The sequence below is a fragment of the Shewanella sp. BJSY2023SW001 genome, from assembly GCF_047314685.1.
GTDB classification, from domain to species: Bacteria; Pseudomonadota; Gammaproteobacteria; order Enterobacterales; family Shewanellaceae; genus Shewanella; species Shewanella indica.
Genome location: NZ_JBKORF010000054.1, coordinates 30,130 through 55,767, shown reverse-complemented (window position 1 = coordinate 55,767; position 25,638 = coordinate 30,130). Strand labels below are relative to the sequence as shown.

At 50.5% G+C, this 25,638-nt stretch carries 26 protein-coding genes; 14 read left to right on the top strand and 12 right to left on the bottom strand.

Annotated features, from left to right (window positions below):
* Positions 1-96: 96 nt before the first annotated feature.
* Complete coding sequence (locus tag ACMHXH_RS12995) at positions 97-795, bottom strand: YggS family pyridoxal phosphate-dependent enzyme (RefSeq protein WP_039034905.1); 699 nt, start codon at positions 793-795, stop codon at positions 97-99.
* A gap of 36 nt (positions 796-831) precedes the next feature.
* On the opposite strand from ACMHXH_RS12995, the gene ACMHXH_RS12990 reads away from it, so the two are divergent.
* From ACMHXH_RS12990 to ACMHXH_RS12960, 7 genes are all read left to right on the top strand, one after another.
* Entirely contained in the window at positions 832-1,869 is a 1,038-nt protein-coding gene (locus ACMHXH_RS12990; protein WP_025009461.1) for a type IV pilus twitching motility protein PilT, read from the top strand.
* Between the two features lie 10 nt (positions 1,870-1,879).
* Positions 1,880-2,992 (top strand): PilT/PilU family type 4a pilus ATPase, encoded by a 1,113-nt coding sequence (locus ACMHXH_RS12985; protein ID WP_039034904.1) that lies wholly within the window; start codon positions 1,880-1,882, stop codon positions 2,990-2,992.
* Between the two features lie 157 nt (positions 2,993-3,149).
* On the top strand, positions 3,150-4,259 hold the full coding sequence (locus ACMHXH_RS12980) for a hypothetical protein (protein ID WP_039034903.1): 1,110 nt from the start codon (positions 3,150-3,152) through the stop codon (positions 4,257-4,259).
* 57 nt (positions 4,260-4,316) lie between these two features.
* Positions 4,317-4,913, top strand: coding sequence for a glutathione peroxidase (locus tag ACMHXH_RS12975; protein WP_082014316.1), 597 nt, complete (start codon positions 4,317-4,319; stop codon positions 4,911-4,913).
* A 34-nt stretch (positions 4,914-4,947) separates the two neighbouring features.
* A complete protein-coding gene (gene hemH, locus ACMHXH_RS12970; protein ID WP_162206639.1) occupies positions 4,948-5,961 on the top strand; it encodes a ferrochelatase in 1,014 nt (337 codons plus the stop codon).
* A gap of 173 nt (positions 5,962-6,134) precedes the next feature.
* Complete coding sequence (locus ACMHXH_RS12965; protein WP_335911956.1) at positions 6,135-6,869, top strand: tryptophan 2,3-dioxygenase family protein; 735 nt, start codon at positions 6,135-6,137, stop codon at positions 6,867-6,869.
* A gap of 10 nt (positions 6,870-6,879) precedes the next feature.
* A complete protein-coding gene (locus ACMHXH_RS12960) occupies positions 6,880-8,010 on the top strand; it encodes an aminotransferase class V-fold PLP-dependent enzyme (RefSeq protein ID WP_039034900.1) in 1,131 nt (376 codons plus the stop codon).
* Between the two features lie 116 nt (positions 8,011-8,126).
* Here the strand turns inward: ACMHXH_RS12960 and ruvX are convergent, their stop codons facing one another.
* From ruvX to ACMHXH_RS12940, 4 genes are all read right to left on the bottom strand, one after another.
* Positions 8,127-8,546, bottom strand: a complete 420-nt coding sequence (gene ruvX / locus ACMHXH_RS12955) for a Holliday junction resolvase RuvX (RefSeq protein WP_025009458.1) — start codon at positions 8,544-8,546, stop codon at positions 8,127-8,129.
* 13 nt (positions 8,547-8,559) lie between these two features.
* Positions 8,560-9,120 carry a YqgE/AlgH family protein gene (locus ACMHXH_RS12950; protein ID WP_162206688.1) on the bottom strand — a complete coding sequence of 187 codons (561 nt, stop codon included), beginning with the start codon at positions 9,118-9,120 and terminating at the stop codon, positions 8,560-8,562.
* A 27-nt stretch (positions 9,121-9,147) separates the two neighbouring features.
* Positions 9,148-9,477 carry a stress response translation initiation inhibitor YciH gene (gene yciH, locus ACMHXH_RS12945; RefSeq protein ID WP_144361726.1) on the bottom strand — a complete coding sequence of 110 codons (330 nt, stop codon included), beginning with the start codon at positions 9,475-9,477 and terminating at the stop codon, positions 9,148-9,150.
* Between the two features lie 181 nt (positions 9,478-9,658).
* Positions 9,659-9,973: a hypothetical protein gene (locus ACMHXH_RS12940; protein WP_052248172.1), complete on the bottom strand. Its 315-nt coding sequence runs from the start codon at positions 9,971-9,973 to the stop codon at positions 9,659-9,661.
* Positions 9,974-10,151: 178 nt separating this feature from the next.
* Between ACMHXH_RS12940 and ACMHXH_RS12935 the strand changes: the two genes are divergently transcribed.
* The gene (locus ACMHXH_RS12935; protein ID WP_025009455.1) at positions 10,152-10,709 is read left to right on the top strand and encodes a DUF4136 domain-containing protein; all 558 of its coding nucleotides are present in this window, start codon (positions 10,152-10,154) and stop codon (positions 10,707-10,709) included.
* A 64-nt stretch (positions 10,710-10,773) separates the two neighbouring features.
* Here ACMHXH_RS12935 and ACMHXH_RS12930 read toward each other — a convergent pair whose 3' ends face one another.
* A complete protein-coding gene (locus tag ACMHXH_RS12930; RefSeq protein ID WP_157822968.1) occupies positions 10,774-10,911 on the bottom strand; it encodes a hypothetical protein in 138 nt (45 codons plus the stop codon).
* A gap of 576 nt (positions 10,912-11,487) precedes the next feature.
* Between ACMHXH_RS12930 and ACMHXH_RS12925 the strand changes: the two genes are divergently transcribed.
* The 3 genes from ACMHXH_RS12925 (at position 11,488) to tpx (ending at position 13,619) form a co-directional block, all read left to right on the top strand.
* Positions 11,488-12,063, top strand: a complete 576-nt coding sequence (locus tag ACMHXH_RS12925) for an OmpA family protein (protein ID WP_071477000.1) — start codon at positions 11,488-11,490, stop codon at positions 12,061-12,063.
* Positions 12,064-12,093: 30 nt separating this feature from the next.
* Entirely contained in the window at positions 12,094-12,918 is an 825-nt protein-coding gene (locus ACMHXH_RS12920) for a mechanosensitive ion channel family protein (protein ID WP_025009451.1), read from the top strand.
* 164 nt (positions 12,919-13,082) lie between these two features.
* Complete coding sequence (gene tpx / locus ACMHXH_RS12915) at positions 13,083-13,619, top strand: thiol peroxidase (RefSeq protein WP_233962797.1); 537 nt, start codon at positions 13,083-13,085, stop codon at positions 13,617-13,619.
* Positions 13,620-13,664: 45 nt separating this feature from the next.
* Here the strand turns inward: tpx and nfo are convergent, their stop codons facing one another.
* Positions 13,665-14,519, bottom strand: a complete 855-nt coding sequence (nfo, locus tag ACMHXH_RS12910) for a deoxyribonuclease IV (RefSeq protein WP_071477002.1) — start codon at positions 14,517-14,519, stop codon at positions 13,665-13,667.
* A gap of 98 nt (positions 14,520-14,617) precedes the next feature.
* Here nfo and ACMHXH_RS12905 point away from each other — a divergent pair, with 98 nt between their 5' ends.
* From ACMHXH_RS12905 to ACMHXH_RS12895, 3 genes are all read left to right on the top strand, one after another.
* Entirely contained in the window at positions 14,618-16,627 is a 2,010-nt protein-coding gene (locus tag ACMHXH_RS12905) for an ATP-binding protein (protein ID WP_071477003.1), read from the top strand.
* Complete coding sequence (locus ACMHXH_RS12900) at positions 16,615-17,712, top strand: response regulator transcription factor (protein ID WP_039034894.1); 1,098 nt, start codon at positions 16,615-16,617, stop codon at positions 17,710-17,712. The genes ACMHXH_RS12905 and ACMHXH_RS12900 overlap by 13 nt, the downstream gene beginning before the upstream one ends.
* A gap of 238 nt (positions 17,713-17,950) precedes the next feature.
* A complete protein-coding gene (locus ACMHXH_RS12895; RefSeq protein ID WP_039034893.1) occupies positions 17,951-18,493 on the top strand; it encodes a hemerythrin domain-containing protein in 543 nt (180 codons plus the stop codon).
* An 87-nt stretch (positions 18,494-18,580) separates the two neighbouring features.
* Here the strand turns inward: ACMHXH_RS12895 and ACMHXH_RS12890 are convergent, their stop codons facing one another.
* The 5 genes from ACMHXH_RS12890 to ACMHXH_RS12870 all read right to left on the bottom strand — a co-directional run bounded on the left by ACMHXH_RS12890 (position 18,581) and on the right by ACMHXH_RS12870 (position 25,585).
* Positions 18,581-18,763 (bottom strand): DUF3545 family protein, encoded by a 183-nt coding sequence (locus ACMHXH_RS12890; RefSeq protein WP_039034892.1) that lies wholly within the window; start codon positions 18,761-18,763, stop codon positions 18,581-18,583.
* A 189-nt stretch (positions 18,764-18,952) separates the two neighbouring features.
* Positions 18,953-20,590 (bottom strand): glucose-6-phosphate isomerase, encoded by a 1,638-nt coding sequence (pgi, locus tag ACMHXH_RS12885; protein ID WP_335911953.1) that lies wholly within the window; start codon positions 20,588-20,590, stop codon positions 18,953-18,955.
* A 38-nt stretch (positions 20,591-20,628) separates the two neighbouring features.
* Complete coding sequence (gene tal, locus ACMHXH_RS12880) at positions 20,629-21,582, bottom strand: transaldolase (RefSeq protein WP_039034890.1); 954 nt, start codon at positions 21,580-21,582, stop codon at positions 20,629-20,631.
* 245 nt (positions 21,583-21,827) lie between these two features.
* Positions 21,828-22,931, bottom strand: coding sequence for an OmpA family protein (locus ACMHXH_RS12875; RefSeq protein ID WP_039034935.1), 1,104 nt, complete (start codon positions 22,929-22,931; stop codon positions 21,828-21,830).
* A gap of 287 nt (positions 22,932-23,218) precedes the next feature.
* Complete coding sequence (locus tag ACMHXH_RS12870; protein ID WP_335911950.1) at positions 23,219-25,585, bottom strand: phosphoketolase family protein; 2,367 nt, start codon at positions 25,583-25,585, stop codon at positions 23,219-23,221.
* Between the last annotated feature and the right edge of the window lie 53 nt (positions 25,586-25,638).

Here is a 25,638-nt window from a genome sequence, read left to right as displayed (position 1 = left end):
CCGCATCGGCTTTGACCGTGCGGGAGATATTAGTATTTGGGCCAATACTATCAAAAACAAGGTCTCAGCGGCCAATCTCAGATCTTATTGGCTGGTTTATCGGCCGTAGTTACGCTCGCCGAAAATAGCGCTGCCGACTCTGACCATGGTAGAGCCCTTGGCGATGGCGAGTTCAAGATCCTGACTCATACCCATGGACAGGGTATCCACCTGTGGAAACTTGAGCTTCAGTTCGGCAAACAGTTGCTGCATGTGCGACAGCTCCGCCTCAAGCCTTGGGCCTTCACCGGCACTGGGAATTGTCATCAGTCCCCTGAGTTTGAGGTTGGGCAATGAGTCCACCAGGCTCGCCAGCTCAAACATTTCGCTCTGTGTTGCTATTCCTGCTTTGGAACTCTCACCCGAAACATTGATTTGAATGCAGATTTCCAGTGGTTGCATGCCTTCAGGGCGCTGCTCCGACAGGCGGCGGGCGATCTTTTCCCGCTCCAGGGTGTGCATCCAATGGAAGTGCTCGGCGACAATTCTTGATTTATTGGATTGCAGCGGGCCGATAAAGTGCCATTCTATATCGGGACAGCGCTGTGCCAATTCCATGGCTTTCTGTTGCCCCTCCTGGACATAGTTTTCGCCAAAGCAACGTTGCCCGGCGGCATAAGCTTGTTCAATGTCGGCGACCGGTTTGGTCTTGCTGACAGCCAGCAGCTTGATCTCGCTTGCATTTCGGGACGAAATTTGCGCCGCTTGAGCTATCCTGCGCTGGGCTAGTGCCAGTCTGTCTGCTATTGTTGTCATGATGTAAACTTTTTGGTTGAACGGATATCCCAAACTATGGAAATCACTGAATTATTGGCCTTTAGTGTAAAGCATAACGCTTCGGATCTGCACTTATCGGCCGGTGTGCCTCCCATGATACGCGTCGACGGTGAGGTCAGAAAGATTAATGTCCCTGCGCTTGATCACCAAGGGGTTCACAGACTTGTCTACGACATAATGAATGACAAGCAGCGTAAGGATTATGAAGAGTTTCTGGAAATCGACTTTTCCTTTGAAGTTCCCAATCTGGCGCGTTTTCGTGTCAATGCCTTCAATCAGTCCCGCGGCGCCGCCGCGGTTTTTCGTACTATTCCCAGCGACATTTTGACTTTGGAACAACTGGGCGCGCCGGAAATCTTCAAGAAAATCGCTTCATATCCTCGCGGCCTGGTGCTGGTAACCGGCCCCACAGGTTCGGGTAAGAGTACTACCCTGGCGGCGATGATAGATTACGTCAATGAGAACCGCCACGATCATATTCTCACCATTGAAGACCCTATCGAATTTGTGCACCAAAACAAGCAATGCCTTATCAACCAGCGGGAAGTGCATCGCCATACCCACAGTTTTAACGCCGCCCTCAGAAGCGCTCTGCGTGAAGACCCGGATGTCATTCTGGTCGGTGAGATGCGGGATTTGGAAACCATACGCCTGGCGATGACAGCAGCAGAAACCGGCCACTTGGTGTTCGGTACCTTGCACACCACCTCGGCGGCCAAGACCATTGACCGTGTGGTTGACGTATTCCCCGCAGGCGAGAAGGACATGGTGCGTACCATGTTGTCTGAGTCGTTGCAGGCGGTTATCTCCCAGACCCTAATCAAGAAGGTTGGCGGCGGCCGGGTGGCGGCCCATGAGATCATGATGGGTACCCCGGCTATCCGAAACCTTATCCGTGAGGACAAGGTGGCACAGATGTATTCTGCTATCCAAACCGGTATGGCTCATGGCATGCAAACCTTGGAGCAGAGCCTGCAGAACCTGGTGAATCGCGGCTTGATCAGTCGGGAGGATGCCATGGCCAAGAGCTCCAACAAACAAGCGAATTTCTAAGGAGTCCCCCATGGACGTCAGACCTTTTCTCAAGGCTATGGTGGAGCGCAAGGCCTCGGATCTCTTTATTACCGCCGCCTTTCCTCCCAGTGCCAAGGTGGACGGTGAACTCAGACCCTTGGCGGAAAACGCCTTTACCCCGGCGCAGTCGCTGGAGTTTGTCGAATCTTTGATGACGCCGGAGCAGAAAAAAGAGTTTCACGAGACCCGTGAATGTAACTTTGCCGTGGGCGCCAAGGAGCTGGGGCGTTTCCGGGTCAGTGCCTTCTGGCAACGGGAGTCGGCGGGCTGCGTGATGCGGCGCATCGAAACCAAGATCCCTACTGTGGAGCAGCTGTATCTGCCGCCCATCCTCAAAGACTTGGTGATGAGCAAGCGTGGGTTGGTGATTATGGTAGGGGGAACAGGTACGGGTAAGTCCACCTCACTGGCGGCACTTATCGGTTACCGTAATGCCAATGCCAGGGGACACATACTTACTATCGAAGATCCGGTGGAATTTGTTCACCAACACGGCAAGAGCATTATCACCCAGCGGGAAGTGGGTATAGATACCGAGTCGTTTGATGCGGCGCTCAAGAGCTCATTGCGCCAGGCGCCGGACGTTATCCTTATCGGTGAGATCCGTACCCAGGAAACCATGGAGTTTGCCCTGTCGTTCGCCGAAACCGGCCACTTGTGTATGGCAACCCTGCACGCCAATAACGCCAACCAGGCGCTGGATCGCATCATGCACCTGGTGCCTGAGAGTAAGCACCAACAGCTCTTGTTTGACCTGTCGCTTAACTTGCGTGGTATTGTGGCCCAGCAGCTGGTGCCCAAGGTGGACGGCAGCGGTCGGCGCGCCGCCATCGAAGTGCTGATTAACACTCCCAGGGTGGCCAGTCTTATTCAAAAGAACGAGCTGCACGTGCTTAAGGAGACCATGGCCAAGTCCAACGAGCAGGGGATGCAAACCTTCGATCAGGCGCTGTTCAAGCTCTACTGTGAAGGGGAGATCAGCTACGCCGATGCACTGCATCATGCTGATTCGCCGAACGACCTGCGACTCATGATTAAACTCCACAGCAACGACACAGGTAATTCAGGTTTCATGGAGGGGGTCACTCTGGATATGGATTAATAGGTTGATACCGTTTTCAGTAGGATTTTAACTACTCTACTTGGATGAAAAGGCGTCACTCTGACGCCTTTTGTGTTGATATTGAGTGGATTGTTCGAAAAACAACTGTGTTTTTGTTATTGTGTTGCGCCTGTTTTGTGAAAAGGATGGAAGGGGAATGCAATTGCGGCAAACCACTTTATTTTCAGCTTTGGGTCTGGCGCTGGCCGGTTGTTTCACTCTGCCGGCCGCGGCCGTGCCGGTTTCCGACGAGCTGGATATCGGCGGGGCGGTACGAGTCAACTATGGCTGGAAAGACTATGATGACGATGCCAAGTTAGAGTTCGAGCTGTTTCGTGCCGATGTCAAATACGACAATGGAGAACTGTTTGCATCGGCTCAGTATCGTTGGTATCAGGATCAGGATGTGATCCAGCATGCCTTCTTTGGCTATCGTTTTTCAGAAAATTCGGACATTCGCCTCGGGGTCACCCAGGTGCCTTTCGGTTTGCTGCCCTATGCAGCTCATTCCTTCTGGTTTGGTGCGACTTATTATCTCGGCTTTGAGGATGACTATGATGCCGGTATTCACTGGCACTACAGCAAGGACGGTTGGCGTTACGATCTCGCCTGGTTTGCCAATGATGAATATGGCGACGGCAGTCGCTTCAAACGTTATTCCTTCGATGTTGCTACCACAGAAAATGCTCCCTATGAAGAAGCCGGGCAGTTTAACGCCAGGCTAGAGCGCAGCCTGAAGTATGGCGAGTTTGCCCATAAACTGGGTGCCTCTGTGCAATACAGCCGTTTGGACTACAAGCCCATGGCTGGCGCTGTTGCCGGTGAAGACACTGATGGTCTGGCGGTAGCCGCCCATTGGCAAATGGATTGGCATGCCTGGCAGACTCAGGTGCAGTATCTGCATTATGACTATGACATGCCCGGCGAGCGTCTGGCGCTGTCGGCTTTTGCCTATCCGTTTGAGATAGCGGCCGAGGCCGATGTGGTTACATTTAATTTGTCGCGCAGCATAGATGTTGATTGGGGCCCTATTACTCAGCTCAACTGTTACAACGACTACAGCCAGGTATTTGCCTCTGGTACCGGGTTGGATGACTCGGTGCAAAATGTCACTGGGTGCGCCATCAGTGCCGGTAAGTTTTACTCTTATGTCGACTGGATTGCCGGTAAAAACATGTGGTTTGTCAACGGCCCGGGCATAGGTATTGCCGAAGGTGACAGCAGCTGGCATTCGAGGCTGAATATCAATGTCGGCTTCTATTTTTAACAGCTGAAGCTAAACTGCTGTAGAGTGCAAACAAGAGATCAAACAAATGGAGGTGTTATGCTGAAGACATTCAAGCCCCTGGCAAGATTGAATTTAACCGTGCCGACATTGAAGGGACTGGCTTTGACTGGTTTGGCTTTTACAGCATGGGTTTTGGCGCCCACGGTGGCTGTTGCCGGTCAGTGCCCCGATTACCTCAATATCAAGTTGAGAAAGCTCCATTCCCAGGAGTCTGTCGACCTGTGTGAACTCACCCAAGGTAAACCTGTGCTTCTGGTCAATACCGCCAGCAACTGTGGTTTCACGCCTCAATTCAAGGCGCTTGAAGCCCTGCATAAGGACTACCGCGAGCGTGGGCTGGTGGTGATAGGTTTCCCATCCGATGACTTCTTCCAGGAAGAAAACCAAGAGAAAGATACCGCCAAGGTGTGTTACATCAACTATGGCGTGACCTTCACCATGGTGGCCACCTCTGCGGTTCGCGGCAGCGATGTGAACCCGGTATTTGCTTATCTGGGGCAACAAGCCGGGGCGCCCAAGTGGAATTTCTACAAGTACCTGGTCAGTGGCGATGGGAAACAGGTGCAGAGCTTTAATTCCCGAGTCAAACCCGATAGCGATGAATTGATCAAAGCGATTGAATCTGTGCTTTAATATCTGACTTATTCGTTTTCTATCTGAGGTGATTTTGGCTAAGTTTATCGGTCTTGATAAAGACAAGGGCCACGCCGGGCGTGGTAAAACCGGGATATTGCTGTTAAATCTGGGGACGCCGGACGCACCGACACCCGCGGCGGTGCGGCGTTATCTGGCCGAATTTCTCTCCGATCCCAGGGTGGTGGAGATCCCCAAGGCGCTGTGGAAGCTTATTCTCCATGGCATTATTCTCAGGGTCAGGCCGGCCAAATCGGCGGCCCTTTACCGTGAGGTGTGGACTGATAAGGGCTCGCCACTGATGGATATCAGTGAGCGCCAGACCCGGGCCTTGGCAGAAAAGCTCAAGGCCGAAGGTGTTGAAGCCGAAGTTGCCTTGGCGATGCGTTACGGTAACCCGGCGGTGGGCGATGTGCTCAAACGCCTGCACAACCAAGGGGTCGATAAACTGGTTGTACTGCCGCTCTATCCTCAATATGCCGGCCCTACCACGGGCTCTGCGTTTGATGCCATAGCCAAAGAGTTGACTCAATGGCGTTACCTGCCGTCGCTGCATTTTATCCATACCTACCACGATAATCCGCTGTTTATCGAGGCGCTGGCCGAGTCCATCGAAGCAGACTTTGCCCAACACGGCAAACCGCAGAAATTGGTGCTGTCGTACCATGGTATGCCGGAGCGGAATCTCAAGCTGGGCGACCCTTACTACTGCTTCTGTATCAAGACCTCAAGATTGTTGGCCGAGCGTCTTGGGCTGGCAGAGGATGATGTGATCAGCAGCTTCCAGTCCCGTTTCGGCAAGGCCAAATGGCTGGGCCCTTACACGGATGAAACCATGATGGCTCTGCCAAAGCAGGGGATCACAGATGTAGCCGTTGCCTGTCCGGCATTCAGCGCCGACTGCCTGGAAACTCTGGAGGAGATTGCCGGGCAGAACCGTGAGTTCTTCGAGCAGGCCGGTGGTAAGTCATTCCGCTATATAGCGGCGCTCAACGACAGACCGAGCCATATAGAGATGATGGCGGAGCTGGTTCGTCCCTATCTGTAAGCGCTCTTCCCCCCCTATTCAGGGCTGCAATCCGGCAGCCCTGCCAACAATATTTGACACTACCTTTCTTTGCGGATCGCTTCGCTGCCCTTGTTGCCTGCCACGCTATGCCTTAGCTTGGCAAGTTGAATGTTAATTTATGGTTAACAACAGAAAAATAAGGATAAGGCATCATGGATCGCGAGCAGATATATGCCAGCATGGCCGGAGAGGGTCGACTGGATTATGAAAAGTACCTCAATACTCCCAAATTGCTCAGCTGTCAGAAGCCCTATGAGCAGCTGTGTAACGCCGATGAGCTGCAGTTTCAAATAGTGCATCAGTCGGAGGAGTTGTGGATGAAGCTCATCTGTTACACCTTGCTGGAGATTGATGAGCGTATGGCCGCAGGGGAGACCTTTAAGGTGTTGACCCTGTTTGCCCGGGTACATAAGGCGATGGGGTTTCTTATCGAGCAACTGAGTATTCTCGACACTATGTCTATCAAGGATTATCAGGCCATTCGGCTGCAGCTGGGCAACGGCAGTGGTCAGGAATCACCGGGATTCAAAACCCTGTTGCAGCTTTATAAGCCGCTGTGGCTCGCCTTTGAGCGAGTCTATCTTGAGCAAAAGGGGCTGACGGTCGAGCAGATATACAACAGTGAATACCATCATGATGAAAGCTATATGGTGGCCGAGGCCATGATAGAGTACGACCAGCTGTTTCAGCACTTCCGTTACCACCACATCAAACTCATTCACAGAAGCATAGGCATAGACAGCATGTCGCTGAAGGGGCGCAGCACCGAAATCCTCAACTCAGGTATGAAGATGCAGTTTTTCCCTAAACTATGGCAAATTCGTGGTCAGATGACAGATATCTGGGGCGGTGTTTACGGTGTCAAACGCGACTCGATTGCCGACTGAGGAGCATGGAATGTCGTTGAAATCGCGTTTTCATCTGCCCGAAGGGCACTATTTTTTGTCCCATTCTGTGGGCGCCATGCCAAAAGATTGCGAAGCTGCGGCCGGCGAGTTTCTCGGCGCCTGGAAGCATCAAGGCGGTGACGCCTGGCCTGTGTGGCTCGAGGGGGTTGAGCAGTTTTTGCAGCAACTTGCGGCTTTGACCCGAGTTCCCGCCAGTGGCTTTTGCCCGCAGCTGAATCTCTCTTCGGCTTTATCCAAGCTGGTCGGCGCCCTGCCGAATGCCAAGCCCGGTCAGCGGATCTTGGCCACTGAACTGGATTTCCCCTCCATGGGGTTTGTACTGCAACAGGCCGAGAAGAAGGGCTACCGCCTGCAGTTGCTTGAGCCGCAAGCCGGGCTGGTGTCTTTGAGTCAGTGGCAACAGGCTTTGGGAGAGGATGTGGCGCTGGCCTTTATCACCCATGCCATTTCTGAAACCGGTCAGTTGCAGTCCGTGAGTGAAATTTGCGCTCTGGCCCGAAGCTTAGGAGTAATGACTGTGGTGGATATTGCCCAGTCTCTTGGAGTCATACCGATAGATTTGGGGCAGTGGCAGGCTGATGCTGTCTTGGGGTCCTGCGTTAAATGGTGTTGCGCTGGCCCGGGGGCGGCCTTTTTATGGCTCAGCGATAGGTTGGCCCAGACGCTGGAGCCTGTGGATCTGGGATGGTTCTCCCATGAGGCGCCGTTTGAGTTCGATATCCATGATTTTCGCTACGCCAAGGGAGCAAAAAGGTTTTGGGGGGGCACGCCTTCCGTATTGCCTTACATGTTGGCAGCGGCGTCACTGCAGCAGCTGCGCGCTTTCGGCGATAGTCAAATCTATCAACACAATCAGCGCCTGGGGCAGGGGATCCTGGATTGTGCCTTGAGTCATGAACTCAAGGTGGTGACGCCCAATATCAGCGGTGAGCGCAGTGGCACTGTGGTAGTCGATTTCGCCGATAGGCAGGCGGCGCAGCAAGTGTTCAATCGAGTGGGGATCAAGACGGACTTGCGCCCAAGGTTCGGTTTTCGCTTTTCGCCGCATATCTATACCGATGGTGAGGATATGGAGGCTTTGTTGCAGGGGCTCAGACAGTTGGCCGGCAAAAGGTCCTGATAGCTTGGGGGCAGGGTCTGGGGCCGAACAGATGAGACTCATTCCTGGGGAAGCAGAAATAAGATTGGGCCAGCTGCGGCTTAAATTCTCCGGGAGTCTTTAAGCCGCCTGAGATTTCAGTACTGGTTCTCGAAATAGCTTTCGATGATCAGCACAGCAGAGACGGCATCGATCTGGCCCTTGGTCAGCGCCTTGAAGCCACCGAGTTCAAATAATCTGGCCTTGGCATCGGCCGTGGTCAGGCGCTCATCCTGAGTGGCCACCTTGACACCGAAACGCCCGGCAATACGGTTGGCAAACTTACGGGCTCTCTGGGTCATCTCCTGCTCCGTGCCATCCATATTGAGTGGCAGCCCCACCACCACCAGATCCGGTTGCCATTCTTCGATTAAAGCTGCTATCTGCTGCCAATCGGGAATACCATCCACTGCCTTGATGGATGTCAGTGGGCTGGCACTGCCGGTCAACTGCTGACCTATGGCTATGCCTATGCTCTTGGTGCCGAAATCGAAGCCCAGTACGGTTTTTGCAGTCATTTTGCCTCTGTAATCAAGCGTGTCCCATCTGGCTGGACATTTGCCAGATATCGAATCCCAGTGATTGGGTGGCCTTGAGCCAGCGATGCTCATGGGGAGTATTGAACAGTATCTCGGGTGTGGCGGGAATGGTCAGCCAGCTGTTTTCCGCCAGTTCTTGCTCCAGCTGGTGGCGGCTCCAACCCGCGTATCCCAGCGCCACCAGAAAATGCTCCGGCGCCTTTGAGGTGCCAAGGGAGGTCAGAATATCCCGTGAATTGGTCAGCATTATCTCGTCATTGATGGCAGTGCTGTTGGCCCAATAGGGTTGACTGCTGTGCAGTACAAAGCCTCGCTCAGGGTTGACCGGGCCGCCCACCAGTACGCTGTTGTCTACTGATGGCTTGAGGGATACCTCTTCTGCCAACTCCATCTGCAGCAGCAACTCGTCAACCTCAATGCCTATGGGACGGTTGACCATGAGGCCCATGGCACCCTTGTTGTCATGCTCGCACACATAGATGAGTGAACGCTCGAAGAAGGTATCATCGAGCGAAGGCATGGCGATAAGAAAATGATTTTGCAAACTGTCCATCATACTGCTCCTGGTACTTGTTGCCTGTCAGCCGCCGGCCAGCTTCACCTTGTAGCCCAGCTTCTCCAGCAGGCCCTGGAGTTGCTCTCGATTGTCGGTTTGAATCTCGATGTCGAACGCTTTTACCGTGCCACCGCAACCGCATTGCTTCTTGAGTTTTTGCGCCAGTTCTTTCAGCGCCTTGGCATCCAGTCCCAGCCCTTTGATCACTGAAACACCTTTGCCTTTGCGGCCCTTGCTGTCTTTATGGATCCGCACTATACCATCGGATGCCGGGATGGCGGTTTCTTCCTTGGGCTGGCTGATACGGCCTTTGTCGGTACTGTATACCAAACTGACATTAGGATCTGTTTTCATTGTTGATGCTGATCTATGGTTTATGGGCGCAGTCTAGCAGATTTAGTCTAAGCGCCCAATGGCTTGCTCCAAGCCGCTGAAATCAAAAAAAAGCCACCGTTAAGGTGGCTGGTAAAAAACTGAAATTGCGCAGGGAACAAGATCAGCAACCGGCTTGGACGCCGGCAATCACAAGAAGATGTCAGGAAAGTAGTATTCCGCCAAGCACTGCCATCACAGATAAAAAGGCGCAGGGCAGCATCAGCATTCTAAGTTTGGGCAGTAGTAGTGTCAGTGTCGTCAGCACGAAGCCGAAAGCGGCCAGATCAAAAGGTGAAATCTGTTGCTCGACCAATCTGGCACCGAGCCAACCGAGAATGAGCAGCGGCAGGATAAGCAAACGCCTGGCTTGATTGATGCTGCCTATTCCGGCTAGTTGCTGGGTTTGTTGCAGCAGAGAGTTTCGAGTCAACAAAACGCCACTGGCAATAATAAAGAATGCGAGATACCAAAGCATGAGTCACCCAAGGATTAATCTATATGATAATCATTATCATTAAGTGTCATGCTGAAGTCAAGCTGAATCGGTAAACTAAATTTTGTTAAATTCAGTTGTAGAGCAGAAGATTGAAATGTAAGCTGATTTCATGGGTTTTTGTGGCCATTTCCAGGCCTGGGTAAACGAGGAAATTTCGATGAAGTATCTGATAACAGCCGCAATGGCACTGATGTTAAGTGCTTGCAGTACACTGAATACTGGCTGGGATTATGACCCGGGTGTGAACTTCAGCCAGTACAAGAGCTATGCCTGGGTGGAAAAGCAATCCGAAGACACCAGCTATCATCTGGATGGTTTGATGGATCAGCGAGTGCGTGATGCCTTGGATCGGCAGTTGGCACAAAAGGGCTTGCAGATTGCTACCAAGGAAAACGCCGATATTCTGGTTAACTATCTGACCAAGGTAGACAAGAAAATCAATGTCGACACTTTCAACACCAACTATGGCTACAATCCATATTGGGGGCCAGGTTGGGGCTGGGGTGGCAATATGCAGACCCAAACCACAGTACGCGAATATGAAGTCGGTACCTTGATTGTGGATCTGGTCGACGCCAAGTCCGGCAAGCTCATCTGGCGTGGCTCGGTGGCTGACACCATTCGCGACAGCGATACTCCGCAAAAGCGAATTGCCAAGGTTAACGAGGCGGTTGCCAGTGTGATGAGCAACTTCCCGCCCAAGGTGGAAAAATAACCTCTGAGTTCCACTAGGTCCATTTAGGAAATCCAGTATCGGAATAAAGCGGCGCAAAGCCGCTTTATTGTTTTTTAAGCCGTTCGCGCAGCAGTTGCCGCATTCTGACATTGACTCTGGATATCTGGCTGACCGATGACTGGAGTACATACACATTGGCCTGCCAGCCGTCTAGTTCAAAATCCAGTTTTACGGCCAGCAATTTCCCCCTTATACATTGCCTCTTGGACCAAGGGCAGTTCTGTGGACACAGTGACAGGCGTGAGTGTTTTCTTAAGTCTTATGCCATTGAGTGGAACTACTTGTACAACCCAGGGGTTAAGCGGTTTTACGGCAATAACCGTGATGCGCGTGGTATTGGACTCAGGTTATTGCATACCCTAGGGGGGAAGGCCGACTCATTTGGGTGACGGTTCCCGCTATTGCCTTGGCGCTGGAAACCAGTTTGTTCAACGCTTTTTTTATCGAAGCCGGTATTCTGGGAGCTTCTTTTGCTACAACCTTTTGTTTAACGGGCTCTATTACTGCTTGTGGCTCAAGTCTATCGGCCCATCAAGGTGTTTTATAAAAAGGTAACTATATGCAAAAGATTTCAGCTGCTGTAGCAACTTACTACCGCAGATACTGGTTTATCTTGGCTAAAATTAAAGACGATTATACAATGTGTTAGCCGGTGACTTGTGACTTGGCGCACTAAAGCAAAGTGAACCGGCGGTGAATTGTGTTCTGCCTGAAACTCATCTATACAGTTGAAGGATTGATAGTTAGGGAGGCCTGGGTGAATCGTTATTTGGGCTTGGCAGGGGGGATTCCTCTGCTGTTGCTGAGCAGCGTTGTGTTTGCCTGGGAAGATTCTGACGGTGACGGTGTCCCTGATGCAAAAGATGCCTGTCCCGATACCCCGGCACAGGCACCCGTGAGCGCCAATGGTTGTGTCTTGGACAAAGCCCCCTCCCTGACAGATATCTGTTTACCTACAACATCAGGTGACGTCTATCCCCAAAATTGCGGTACAGCCAATCCAGTAAGGCTGTATTTCGACTTGGGTTCGGCGCAGATCCCCCTGGCTCAGTGGCCGCAACTTGCCAGAATGAAAGCATTTCTTCATCAATATAAGGTAAACTTGCATATTGAAGGACATGCCGACATCAGCGGTTCAGATGCCATAAATCAACCTTTGTCCGAAGCCAGGGCCGAAAGTGCCAAAATGGTGCTGATTGAGGATTATGGTTTTCCGGGGGCGCAATTCAGTACTCACGGATATGGTAGCAAGCAGCCTGCCGCCGATAATACCAGTGTCTCGGGTCGCAGCCTTAACCGTAGGGTTGAGTTTGTGGTCGATTTAAAAAAGTAAGTTAAATAAGGTTTTTAAGGGAGTATTTTAATGGAAAATCTCGAAGGGCTGTTCAAACAAGCGCCCGAGTTAATCGCGGCCTATGGCATCAAGATACTGCTTGCCATTGTCATTTTCTTTGTCGGTAAGTATTTGTCCAATGTGGCCAAGAAAGTCACGGCCAAAATGTTGGGCAAGCGCAAGATAGATCAGACAGTGGTTTCCTTTGTTGCCAATATGGCTTGGGCTGTGGTGTTTGTATTTACCGTTATCGCTACCTTGGGGCAGCTAGGTATTCAGACAGCCTCTCTGGTTGCGGTTCTCGGTGCTGCCGGTTTGGCCGTGGGCTTGGCACTGCAGGGCTCACTGTCCAACTTCGCCGCCGGTGTCTTGATGGTACTGTTCCGCCCTTGCCGTGTGGGTGACTATGTTGAAGCCGCAGGTGTTGCCGGTACTGTAGATGAAATCACCATCTTCTCTACCCGTCTGAAAACGCCGGATAACAAGGTCATCATAGTGCCTAACTCCACTATCATGAACGGTAGCATTACCAACTACTCTGCTATGGACAAGCGCCGTATCGATCTGGTGATCGGGGTTTCTTACGATGCTGATATCCGTCATACCAAGCAAATACTGACAAGCATTCTCGATAATCACGAGAAAGTGCTGAAAGAGCCTGGCTATACAGTGGGTCTGCACACACTAGCTGACTCTTCGGTTAATTACGTGGTTCGCCCTTGGGTGAAGTCTGCTGATTACTGGGGTGTCTACTTCGAACTGATGGAGCAGATTAAACAGTCTCTGGACGAAAACGGTATTGGCATTCCATATCCTCAGATGGATCTGCATGTCAAAGAGCTGCCATCCAAATAAGCTCTTAGAAGAAGACCGGCAGATGCCGGTCTTTTTGTACCTGTGTCCGGATAATGCGCTATATTAGCCAGGGTGAATTTAAAGCTGGAGCGAGAGAGAAAACTATGTTGCAACTGACAAAGTGGAGTGTTGTGTGTGCATTGACCTTGGCAAGTGCCACGACTATGGCGGCAGAAGGGAAAGTGGCCGCCGAGGTCAGGATGGGGGGCCAGAGTGTCACTCTGATGGGCAAATTGCCCGAGCTTAACCAGCTTGCTCCAGGGTTTAAGGTGGTGGATGACAAGTTTTCCCCGGTGACTTTAAGTGACTTCAAGGGTAAGACAGTACTTATCAGTGCAGTTCCCAGTCTGGATACCGGCGTCTGTGCCCTGCAGACCAAGAGGTTCAATAAAGAGTTCAGCAAGTTTGATGATTCAGTGGTCATGTTGACCGTCAGTGAAGACTTACCCTTTGCCCAAAAACGTTTCTGCAAGGTGGAGAATGTTGATAAAATCAAGGTATTGTCAGACTCAGTCTGGCGCGACTTTGGTAATAAATATGGTCTGCTGATCCCTAGCCGAGGCTTGCTGGCCAGAGCGATATTTATCATAGATGCCAATGGCCAGCTCAAGTACCGTGAGTTGGTGAAGGATGTGTCTCACCATCCAGATTACGATGCGGCGCTCAAGGCCTTGAAAGAAATCAGCCAGGGGCAAACATAAGGCTAAGCACGCCATGTGTCGCTGCCCTTTGGCGCTGGCTTGGGGTCAGCGGCTAAGGCTTTTCAGCCAGGCTATTTCTTCGGGCCAGATCTCCGGGCGTATGGTTTCCAATATTAAGGGTATCCCCTTGGTGGCTGGGTGGCCGAGAATATACTCGAAAGCGGTTTTGCCTATTTCGCCCATGCCCAGGGAGTCGTGGCGATCGACCCGGCTGCCGAGTCCCGTCTTGCTGTCGTTGAGGTGCATGCCCTTGAGGTATTGAAAGCCCACTATGCGTCCAAAGGCGTCAAAGCTTTCCCGGCAGCTTTCCTGAGTACGAATGTCGTAACCCGCGGCAAACATATGGGCGGTATCCAGGCAAACACCGACTCTGGATTTATCCTCAACCCCGTCTATGATCTGCGCCAGTTGTTCAAAGCTGTGTCCCAGGTTGGAGCCTTGTCCTGCGGTATTTTCGATGACGGCACAGACGCCATCACAAGCTGCCAATGCGAGGTTGATTGAATCGCTGATGTTACGCAGACAGTGGTTTTCACTTATCTGTCGCAAGTGGCTGCCGGGATGAAAGTTCAGCAAGGTTAATCCCAATTGTTTGCAGCGAAGCATCTCATCGACAAAGGCGTCGCGGGATTTTTCCAGCAGCAAGGGATCCGGATGTCCCAGGTTAATCAGATAGCTGTCGTGGGGCAGAATCGCCTCGGGTCTGAAGCCCAACTGTTGGCAGTTTTCCTGAAAGGCGGCGATGGAATATTCGGTTAAAGCTGCCGCCTGCCAGCGTCGTTGATTCTTGGTAAATAGTGCAAAGGCACTGGCCCCTATCTTGTGGGCATTGAGCGGAGCATTTTCCACACCACCTTGGGCGCTGACATGGGCTCCAACCCATCTTTCCTGACTCGTCACCCAGGCCTCTCTATATATTTGGCAAGCTGGATAAGTCGCTAATATTGCAAACTTGTCTATGCTTGAATGACTGAAAAACAACGGAAAGGGACTTTAACGTGTTTTCCTCTGCGGCTCAAACCGAATTCCCTGGCGATTGGTCTCGACTGTTGATTGAACTGGCTAAATTGCAATTGGGTTTGACCCGGGGACAGGATGTATTGCCAGCCTTGTGTCAGACCCTGGTACATGCCTCAGGGGCAGAGGCTTTGTTGATGGTGGAACGCTCAGAATTGGGTGCCAATGATATGTCGGAATCAGTCACCTGCTGGTGTCGGGATCCGGTTATCTATCTGACACTTTGGAGCAGTGTTAATCAATGGGCCAAAGAAGCGAGCCAACAAGAGCTTCATCAATGGCAGAAGTTTACTGTCTGGCCCATCAAAAATTCAGAACTATTGTTGTTTTTCCATTCATCGGCTCCCGGTTGGTTTGAGTCTTTGGCTGCATGTCAGGCCAATATCGGCCCCTTGGTGGGGGCCATCTATCAATGTCAGCTCAGCCGTAGTTCATCACAGTCGGCAGAGGATGAACTCTGCTTCAAGGCCGTTATAGACGGTGCCGACAGTTTATTACTGCTATTTAGTCTCGAACCTGAGCGAGAACTTATCCTTTACGCCAACCCGGCGGCCACCGCTGTGACCTTATATGCCAACCGGGAGTTGGTTGGCGCCAATTTAACCGGCCTGTTGTTTGAAGGCGAAGAAAGTGACTCCTTCAAAGAGCAGTTGCGCCGCAAGGGCTGTTATAGCGGGGAACTTTGGTGTCATAAAGGCGATGGCGGCAGGGAGTTATTGCATCTCAACTGTTATTGTATTTCCCGAAGTCGGCGTATATACGCCGTTATAGGTCGCGATTACAGCGAGCAGCATCAGTTGCAACAGGCCGTGGCCAGAACCCAGAAGATGCAGGCCATAGGGGAGTTGGTCGGCGGCATAGCCCACGACTTCAACAATATTCTAGGGGTATTGAAGGGCAACCTGGAGTTAATGCAGCTTAAAGTCTCTGATCCTAAAGCTGAAAAATACCTCAATACCGCCTTTAAGGCCTGCCAGCGAGGCACAGATTTGACCCGCAGACTGTTGTCGTTTTCGCGTCAGGAACAGTTCAATGCCGAGCCTTGCCAGGTCAATGAGGTGATTGAAGGTTTGCAGGAGTTGTTTGCCAAGTCCTTGACCAGTCAAATAACCCTGAGTATTGAGCTGGCACCGGATAACAAGCCTGTGATGCTCGACAAAGGTGATCTGGAAGACGCCTTATTGAATCTGCTGCTCAATGGCCGCGATGCCATGGAGGGCAAGGGAGAGCTCAAGATCCGTACAGGCAGTTGCTACTTGAGTGGTTATCTGCCCGGGATCGCCATAGGCAAGACCCAGGTGGAGCCTGGGCATTATGTATGGATCAGTGTGATTGATGGCGGTAGTGGTATTCCAAAAGCCTTTCAGGACAAGGTATTCGACCCATTTTTTACCACCAAGGACAAGAGTAAGGGCACAGGTCTTGGACTGGCTATGGTGTACGGTTTTGTTAAACGTTCCAAGGGTTATATCGCCATCTTGAATACGGGGTCGAGTGGCACTGAGTTCAGATTATGGTTTCCGCAGAGTCGAAAACTGACCCTTGAACCTCAGTTTGGCTCTTACACAAGTGAAGTGCCCAGGGTGCGGCGGCCTTTGAAGGCAATCGTAGTGGATGATGAGCCGGAGATGTTGGCGGTGATGGCTGACTATTGCGATTTACTGGGGATTGAAGTGGAGTTGTTCCACGACCCCCTCACTGTGCTGCAACGTTACGAGCAGCAGCGTTGTGATGCCGAGCTTCTTATCACAGATGTGTTGATGCCTGGTGGTATCAACGGCTACGAACTGGCACAAAAACTCAATGTTAAACACTCTCTGCTGGTGTTGCTGATCTCCGGCTTTATCCAGAACATAGGTATTTCCAGCGCCGATGAGATGCCGTTTCCGGTACTGCATAAACCCTTTGATCTGACAGGACTGACTCTGGCACTCAAGCAGGTGGGAATTAGGTTTGCTGATGACAGTAAGGGAGATTTATGGACAATTTAACTGTCTGGGTGGTGGATGATGATCTTGATTATCTGGCTTTGATAGAGGAAGTCTTGCAGGATGATTACTCAGTCCAAGTTTTCGACTCGGCAGCTGCTTATTTGGCAGCGTTGGAGTCGGCGACACCGGAAATCATCCTGATGGATATCAATCTACCGGATTCCAGCGGTGTGGACCTCTGTGCTCACTTGCAATCACAGGGGCGGGAGGCGTCAGTGGTATTTGTTTCCGGTATGAATACTCTTAATGAGCGTCTTAAAGCTTATGAGGCCGGGGCGGTGGATTTCATCGCCAAACCCTTTGAGCTGAAAGAGCTGTTGGCCAAGGTTCGCAGCGTGGCGCAATATCAGCAGCGCAAACAGTCTCTGATGCAGGCTGAGTCCATGTCGAGAAACATGGCGTTTCAGTCCATGAGTGAATCGTCCCAATATGGCTGTGTGTTGCAGTTCTTCCGCCAGTGTTTTCTTTGCAGCAACTACCGTGCTCTTGCCGATGCTTTTTTTGAACTGATGACTCAGCTCAACCTCAATACCTGTCTGAAAATACGCACAGACAGCGCCGAGTATTTTGTGCCGGACAACACCCAGATAAGCCCGATAGAAGCCAATATTTTCGAGCTTTTGGACAAACAGGGACGCCTATATGACTTTGGTAATCGAACCATGTGCAACGACAAGCATGTGTCATTCTTGATCAAGAATATGCCGGTCGAGGATGAGGTGTTGTACGGCCGACTCAGGGACGTGATTGCCGTTGTGGTCGAAGGATTGGAGGCCAGGGTATTGGATATAGAGCGCCAGCAGATGCTGCGTCGGGTGATGGATAGGTTGCACCTGTTGATGAAACAACTGGGTGATTCCATGCAGCAACAGGATCAACGCTTTTGCGATACCTTATCTGGGATCACTACTGAAATTCGCAGCAGCTTTCATGTGCTGGACATGACAGAAGAGCAGGAGAGTTACTTTACCTCAATGGTCGAGCGGCACCTGCGTGAAGCCAGTTCTGCCGGTGAGGCATTTAATCGTATCCGCAGTTCTCTCAAAGGAATGTTGGCGATGATGGAGGAAAGTCTGCGGGGCTGATATGCTTGCTAAAGCTTGGATAAGAGCCAATAACAGTATGGCCGGATAGCCTCACTGGACAAACATTGGTTAGAGAATAGGTGTTGTATTTATCGCTAATTTATGAATTGTTGATTTAGAAGGTTATTTTCCTTGATCTTTATCATGTCCCAGGAAAACATCTATGGTTAGTATTGAGTAATCTTTGGCCTGTTTACTACTATTACCTAGAAAGGCCCGACTTAAGATGGAGTGCCCTATGCTGCAAAGATTGATGAATGACCACAAGCATATTGCCATATTGCTGAAGTTGCTAAAGGGGAAATACCAGAAGCTGGCCGAAGGTGAGCATGTCAATTTTAATCTGGTACGGGATGTTGTTGAGTACATGCAGGGCTATGCTGAACATAGCCATCATCCGCTAGAAGATATCATTTACGACTACTTTCTTATCAAGGAAAGTCGTACCGAGCCGACCAGGCGCCTTGAACAGGAACATCAAAAGCTGATTGATGCCTCATCAACCTTGATGGCGACCCTTAACCTTATTCTCAACGATGTCGTCGTGGCCAAGGAAAAATTGGTTACTGAATTAAAAGAGTATGTGGATTTGCAAGAGAAGCACATGCTATACGAGGAGCGGGAAATTTTTCCTCTGCTTGCCAAGAGCTTGCAGGATGAGGACTGGCAGAAGATCCAAAGTATGTGTGAATTGAAGTTGATAGAGGATCCATTGTTCAGCAGCGATGATAACCAGTTGTTTGATGAGTTGAGAAACTACATTCATACTGCCGATAGATAATTTTGGTAGTGTTTAGAAATCCGTGTCACACTCGTCAGCGATTAACAAAAAAGAGCGCCAAGCGCTCTTTTTTAATGTCTCTCATATTCAGAGGAGGTTGTCGATATCATAATTAAAACTGCTGTCTATCTCCTGTAACTCCTTCAGCAGGCGATGTTTGTCTTTCAGTGCTTCAATCTCTCGCCATTTGCGCTTCTTGCTGGAGCTTCGAGAGCGGCTTGGTCTTTCAACGACTTCATCTAGCGCACTACCATAATCCAAACGATCCATGGCAACCTCCTTTGTTGTATGTTTTATCAACACTTAAATATCATACTTGGCAAACAGGGTGCAAGAATAATGTTTCTATTTTGTTAAAGTTGGATGATGCTTTGATGAAGGTGTATAGACAAGATGGCAGGCAAAAAAATACCAGCCAGTGGAGTTGGCTGGTATTTATTGATTTTTAAGCTGAAAAGGCTATATTTTAGCTTTTCTAAAGAGGTTGATCAGAGCATTGCTGGAAGCATCCAGATCCTGACTATCTTGTTCTGCACCGATACGCGACAGCACTTCATTTCCCAGCGTTTTACCCAGCTCAACTCCCCATTGATCGAATGAGTTGATATCCCAGATAGCACCCTGAACCAAGGTTCTGTGCTCGTAGAGAGCAATCAAGGCGCCCAGGGTAAGTGGGGTCAACTTGTCCATCAACAGGGTATTGCTCGGCTTGTTACCTTCCATAACCTTATGTTTGGCAATAAGCTGTTTCTCAGCTTCTGAGAGTGGGCTGTCGGCCAGTTCGGCCAAGGCTTCATCAAAGGTTCGTCCCTGCATCAGCGCCTGGGTCTGACCAAAACAGTTGGATGCCAGCTGAGCGTGATGCTCACCGATAGGATTATGGCTTTGCAGCGGCAGAATAAAGTCAGCCGGGATCAAGGCCGTACCTTGGTGCAACAGCTGGTGGTAGGCGTGTTGGCCATTGGTGCCTTCTCCGCCCCAAATAACCGGCCCTGTGCTGTAATCCACCGAATCGCCGTCCAGAGTGACGGACTTGCCGTTACTCTCCATATCCAGCTGTTGGAAATAGGCCGGAAGCCCTCTGAGGTAGTGATCATAGGTCAACACCACGTGGGACTGGGCATTGAAGAAATTGTTGTACCATACAGAGAGCAGACCCATGATCACCGGCATATTCTGCTCAAGAGGTCTGGATGCGAAATGTACATCCATTGCTCTGGCGCCGGCCAACAGTGCCTTGAAGTTATCCATGCCTATCAGGGCGGCTATGGGCAAACCTATGGCCGACCAGAGAGAATAGCGCCCGCCAACCCAATCCCACATTGGGAAGATGTTGTCTTCATCTATGCCAAACGCCGTTGCCTTGGCAACATTGGAGGTAATGGCCGCAAAGTGCTTGCTTATATCCTGCTGTGAACCGCCTTTGGCCAGGAACCATTCTTTAGCGCTGAGGGTGTTGGTCAGGGTTTCCTGGGTGCCAAAAGACTTTGACGACATCAGGAACAGAGTGGTTTCAGGATCCAGCTTCTTCAGTTTTTCACTGATGGCTGTGCCATCGACATTGGCGACGAAGTGGCATTGGAGTTTACCGTTCCAATAGGGACGCAGAGCCTCGGAGATAATCTTGGGGCCGAGGAAGGAACCGCCAATTCCGATGGAGATAAGATCTGTGATTTTCTTGCCGGTATAGCCGCGCCACAGACCTGAATAGAGCGACTCGACAAAAGTCTCCATTTGAGCCAGGGTTTGCTGAATTTCAGGGACCACATTGACGCCATCGACACGAATATCTGCATCGGCCGGAGCTCTCAGGGCTGTGTGCAACACAGCACGTCGCTCTGTGGTATTGATTGCTTCACCGGCAAACATAGCTGCTATTTTTTGTTCAAGTCCGGCTTCTTGGGCGAGCTTGAGTAACTCCTGCAGAACGGCCTCAGTGAGGCGGTTCTTGGAGTAATCCAACAGCAGTCCACAATCTTTAATCGACAGTTGATCAAAGCGCTGCGGGTTTTCGGCAAAGAGTTCACGCATGTGAGGCAGATCTGCACTCATCGCCTTGAGAGTCTGCCAGGTAGCAGATTGAGTCAAATGTGTCATGAGTAGTCCCTGATCTTCAGTTTCAAAACAATCCTTGATTAGCTCAGTTTAGCCTTGAGCATGGTCTCTAGTTTGCCCTGATCTATAGCAAAGTTACGGATACCTTCGGCCAGTTTTTCCACTGCCATGGGGTCTTCGTTGAACTCCCAGCGGAACTCTGCCTCGGTCAATGGCTTGGGTGGCTCTTGGGTTTCAGTAGCCGGTTGCAGCTTGGTTACTATCTGGATGTCTGAGTTGGCCAGCTCTTCGAGCAAAGATGGGCCTATAGTCAGACGATCACAGCCGGCTAGCTCAATGATTTCACCTGTGTTACGGAAACTGGCGCCCATAACCACTGTCTTATAACCATGCTGTTTGTAATAGTTGTAAATCTGGGTTACTGAGATTACGCCAGGATCTTCACTGGCGCTATAATCCTTGCCGGTATTTTTCTTATACCAGTCGAGAATGCGGCCGACAAAAGGTGAGATCAGGTAAACTCCTGCTTCTGCGCAGGCTCGGGCCTGGGAGAAGCTAAACAAGAGTGTCAGGTTGCAGTTGATACCCTTTTGTTCCAGTTCCTTGGCGGCGCTGATACCTTCCCAAGTGGAAGCCAGTTTGATCAGAATGCGAGACTTGTCGATACCGGCCGCTTCATAGAGTTTTACCAGCTTGTTGGCCTTGGCGATTGAGCCGGCTTTATCGAATGACAGGCGAGCATCTACTTCGGTTGAAATCCGTCCCGGTACCAGCTTGAGAATTTCCACCCCTATGTTGACCGCCAACTTATCTGCGGCGTCTTCCAGTTGTTGCTGTGGATCCTGGCTCTGAGCTTTAGCCCAGGAAATTGCATCATCGATCAGCGGTGCATATTCCGGGATTTGCGAGGCTTTGAGGATCAGCGATGGGTTGGTGGTGGCATCCTGTGGATGATAGAGTTTGATCGCCTCAATGTCACCGGTATCAGCAACTATGGTTGTAACGGATTTGAGTTGCGTGAGTGTGTTTGCCATGAAAAACATCCTTCTCAGATTGCGGCCGTTTACGCGGAAATTGCATGACGCTATTAAAAGCGATTTTGCCTCTGTTTCCAACCAGGATTGAAAAAAAATTACAAAAATGGTGAGAAATTGTCAATGAAGGCCGTTGTCGGTTAAAGGAAGTGTACTCCCATAGCCGAGGGAATTCTAATGACAAAAAAGAGTGAAAAATAAAAAAGTCGCTGCAGGGCAGCGACTTTTTCAGAAGAAGTTCAGTTTTACTTCAGCAGAGCTTCTTTTTCTTTAAAGCTCAGGAGAGCTTCGATACGGCGGTTAACCTTGTTGGCTTCAGCAGAAGAACCCTGCATCAGCGGCTGGCTTTCACCGTAGCCCTTGGCGTTGATACGGCTGGCATCGATGCCATACTGCTCAACCAGTACTTTGGCAACGGCGTCGGCGCGCTTCTGAGACAGCCACTGGTTGTAATCGGCTTTACCAGGCAGAGAGGCGTGGCCGGCGATTTCCAGATCAGCTTTAGGATACTTGCTCATAAAGTCAGCAACTTTCTGGATTTCAGCCATAGAGTCGGCTTTCAGTACAGATGAGTTGTTATCGAACTGAGCTTTAACTTCCAATGTTTCCAGTTTTTCAACATAGATAGAGCAACCGTTGGCATCTACCTTGTGGTTGGCTGGTGTGTTTGGACACTGATCCATATCGTCGTTGACACCGTCGTTATCGCTGTCAACTGGTTCTACGACCACAGGAGCGACTACAGGAGCTGGTTTTGAAGTGCTGCCGAAACGGTAGCTCAGTTCAAGACCCCAGTAGTTGCTTTCCATCGCCAGAGTGTTCCACTTTTCTTCGTCGAGGTTTTCATAACGACGATACTTGGCGGCCAGTTTCAGGTTCTCTGTGATGTTGTAACCGATACCAGCACCGAAGTAAGGCGCAACACCGCTATCGCTGTAGTACTCGCTACCCCATTGTCTGTTATTGGAAATGTGGTAGTTCATGGCACCAGCTTCAGCAGACAGGCTCCACTTATCAGCGAAAGGCCAGAAAGCCACTAGGCCCAGAGTGGCGCCCTTGACACCTACGTCGTTGAGTTTATTGCTGTAGTCGGTCCATTCGGCACGACCTAAATCGCGGTAACCCAGTTCTACACCGAAGTAATCGTTGAACAGGTAACCTGCAAATACGTCCCAAGCATATGGATCGTCTTCACCACAGGTTTTCATGGTTTTCTGATCACAGTTAGGTTCGTAGTTGTTTACACCGAGGCCAGCACCGACATACCATGGGCTGAGCTCGTCTGCTGCAGATGCTGCAAAAGGCATCATAGATGCAAGCAACAATACTTTAAATGTCTTATTCATCATGTTCTCCAAGTCCATTGCTATTTAATTACCCATATGTCCCGTATAGGAAACACGACTAGCACTTAATGTGGGGTTCCGTTTAGTGTTTTAGCTAGCTGGCTCAATTATCCATTGAAATACAGCAATTTTCCACTTTTCAAGCGATAATTTTATTGTTCATTATTTGTGCTGTCTGGTTTTTTAACAATTGAAACTAAAGAAAAAGCGCCTGTTAGAAGGCGCTTTTTTATTTTTGCAAAACAATTTCTTAACTAAAATTTTTGCTTTTTGTTTAGCTAAGGTTCAGCTTAGCGGGTCCAAATCCAGTTTTCGATATACTCAGGATCTACACCATTGGCCTTGATATAGTTTCTATGGTCAACCAAACGTTGCAGCATATCTGTGGTAATCGCGACGTGACGGGTTTCATCAATAACACCTTGCTGGAATAATTTGTAAGCCATATCTATTACCAGGTGATAACGAGAAGTACCGTTACGTACACCCATATCAAATGGGGTGGTGGTTGAGCCTTCTTCTTCATAACCTTTAATTCTGAATCTATGACTACCTTTGTAATCGAAGATCAGTTTTTTGATGGTGTTTGGATAACCGTGATAGTTAAATACCACACCTTTGTCTTCGGTAAATATCTCATCCATCAACCAAGGTTTTTCCTGGAATTTAAGGCTGCCCAGGCCACTGCTGTGTAATTCTGTGACGCTTACAAAGCGGATACGCACTCTTGGCAGTAATTCGCGGATTAATACCAATGCCGCCATACATTCCTGAGTCACATAGTCACCACAACCTACCAGGACGACATCCGGGTTTTCATCAGAGGCAAAATCCCACACCATTACACCTTCTTTGGCTTGTTTACGGGCCTCATCAAGGCTCAGCCATTGCGGTAGCTCTTTCTTACCGGCGACAAGAATATTCAATTTGTCACGGTCGGCGAAAGCTCGCTCTGTGTAAACCAAAGTGGTGTTGGCATCGGCTGGCAGGTAAGCCGAGATTATCTTGGGGTGTTTCTCAAGCATGGCCCCCAGGAAAGAAGGATTCTGGTGAGAATAACCGTTGTGGTCCTGACGCTCCAGCAAAGAGGAGAGAACTACGTTACAGGCCGGCAGCGGCTTGCGGAAGTGAACCCCTTGGCTGGCATAGACATACTTACAGTATTGGTCGGCCATGGAAGACACTACCTGAGAGAAGGATTCATAGGTAGGGAACATGGCGTGACGGCCGGTGACAGTGTAGCCGTGCATCATACCGAACAGCAGGTTTTCGGACAGTAGTTCCATAACCCGACCATCGCGGCTCATATCTTCATCCCAGCTTTCAATCGGCCATTGCCAGGCACGATCTGTGGCTTCAAATACCGCTTGCAACTGGTTGGAGTAAGTTTCATCCGGGCTGAAGATCCGCAGGTTGCGCTGGTCTTTATTAAGACGGAAGGCTTCGCGCATCCATTGGCCCATTTTCAGCATGGAGTAGCCACGATGACCTCTTGGGACTTCAGGGCCGTAGGCCAGTTTGGATAGGTCAGGATTGCTGAGGGCGCGTACCACTTCACCGCCATAGCTCATCTTTTGACGGCCACAGCAGAGTTCTGCAGGTGGCAACAGCGACTGGATGTCTTTGTCGAAGATTATCTGGTTCTGCTCGTTGATTGAGTAGAGTTCAGAGAATTTATAGCTGTCTAGCCAGCCATCCAATGCGGCCAGATGACCTTTGTCGGTGGCGCATTTGTTGACAATTACCTGGTGAGACTCGCAGTTGCCTTCGAGTTTTTTGCCATCGTATTCGGGAACACCTGTCCAGCCTTTGGCGGTGCGCATCAGGATCACCGGCCAGCGTGGCTTAACCACATCTTCACCATTGCGGGCACGCTTCTGGATGTCGTTGATCATCTCGTAAGCTGTATCCATCGCCTTGGTCATCTGCAGGTAGACATCTTCTTCCTGCTCGCTGTCCACTATGATGGGATGGTAACCCAGGCCTCTGAATTCAAGTTCCAGCTCTTCGTGGCTCATGCGTCCCATACGGGTAGGGCCGGAAATCTTGTAACCATTAATATGAACAATCGGCAGTATGGCACCGTTGGTGGCGGGGGAAACCAGGCGGTTGGCATACCAGGATGCAGCCAGTGGGCCGGTTTCAGATTCGCCGTCACCGACAAGCACTGCGGCAATCAAGTCTGGATTATCCAGCACGGCACCCCAGGCAACAGACAAGGAGTAGCCCAGCTCGCCCCCTTCAAGGATTTGTCCTGGAGCTTCGGGGTTGGCATGTGAAGGGTAACCGTAAGCGGCGGAGAATTTACGACAGATATCTTCAATACCGGTTTCGTTGTAGGGGATGGTTTCTGGATAGAAGTGGCTTAGAGAGCCTTCGAGGAAGAGGTTGGCCTGTACAGCGGGGAAACCGTGACCTGGGCCGACCAGATAGAGGAACGGGCGCTTGTGCTTGGTAATCAATCTGTTCACGTTAGCGTATACAAAGTTGATCCCCGGGCAGGTTCCCCAATGGCCCAAGAGCCTTGGCTTTATATCACTGTGTTGTAACGGGCGTTTGTACAATACATTGTGCTTCAGGTAAATCTGTGAGGTTGCCAGGAAGTTAGTGGCCCGGACAAATTTCTTCAGTGCACCTATCTCTTGCTTTTGGGTCATATCGTGCCTCGCTTGAGCTAGCTAAAAGTGAATCAGATTATCTTGTGGCTACT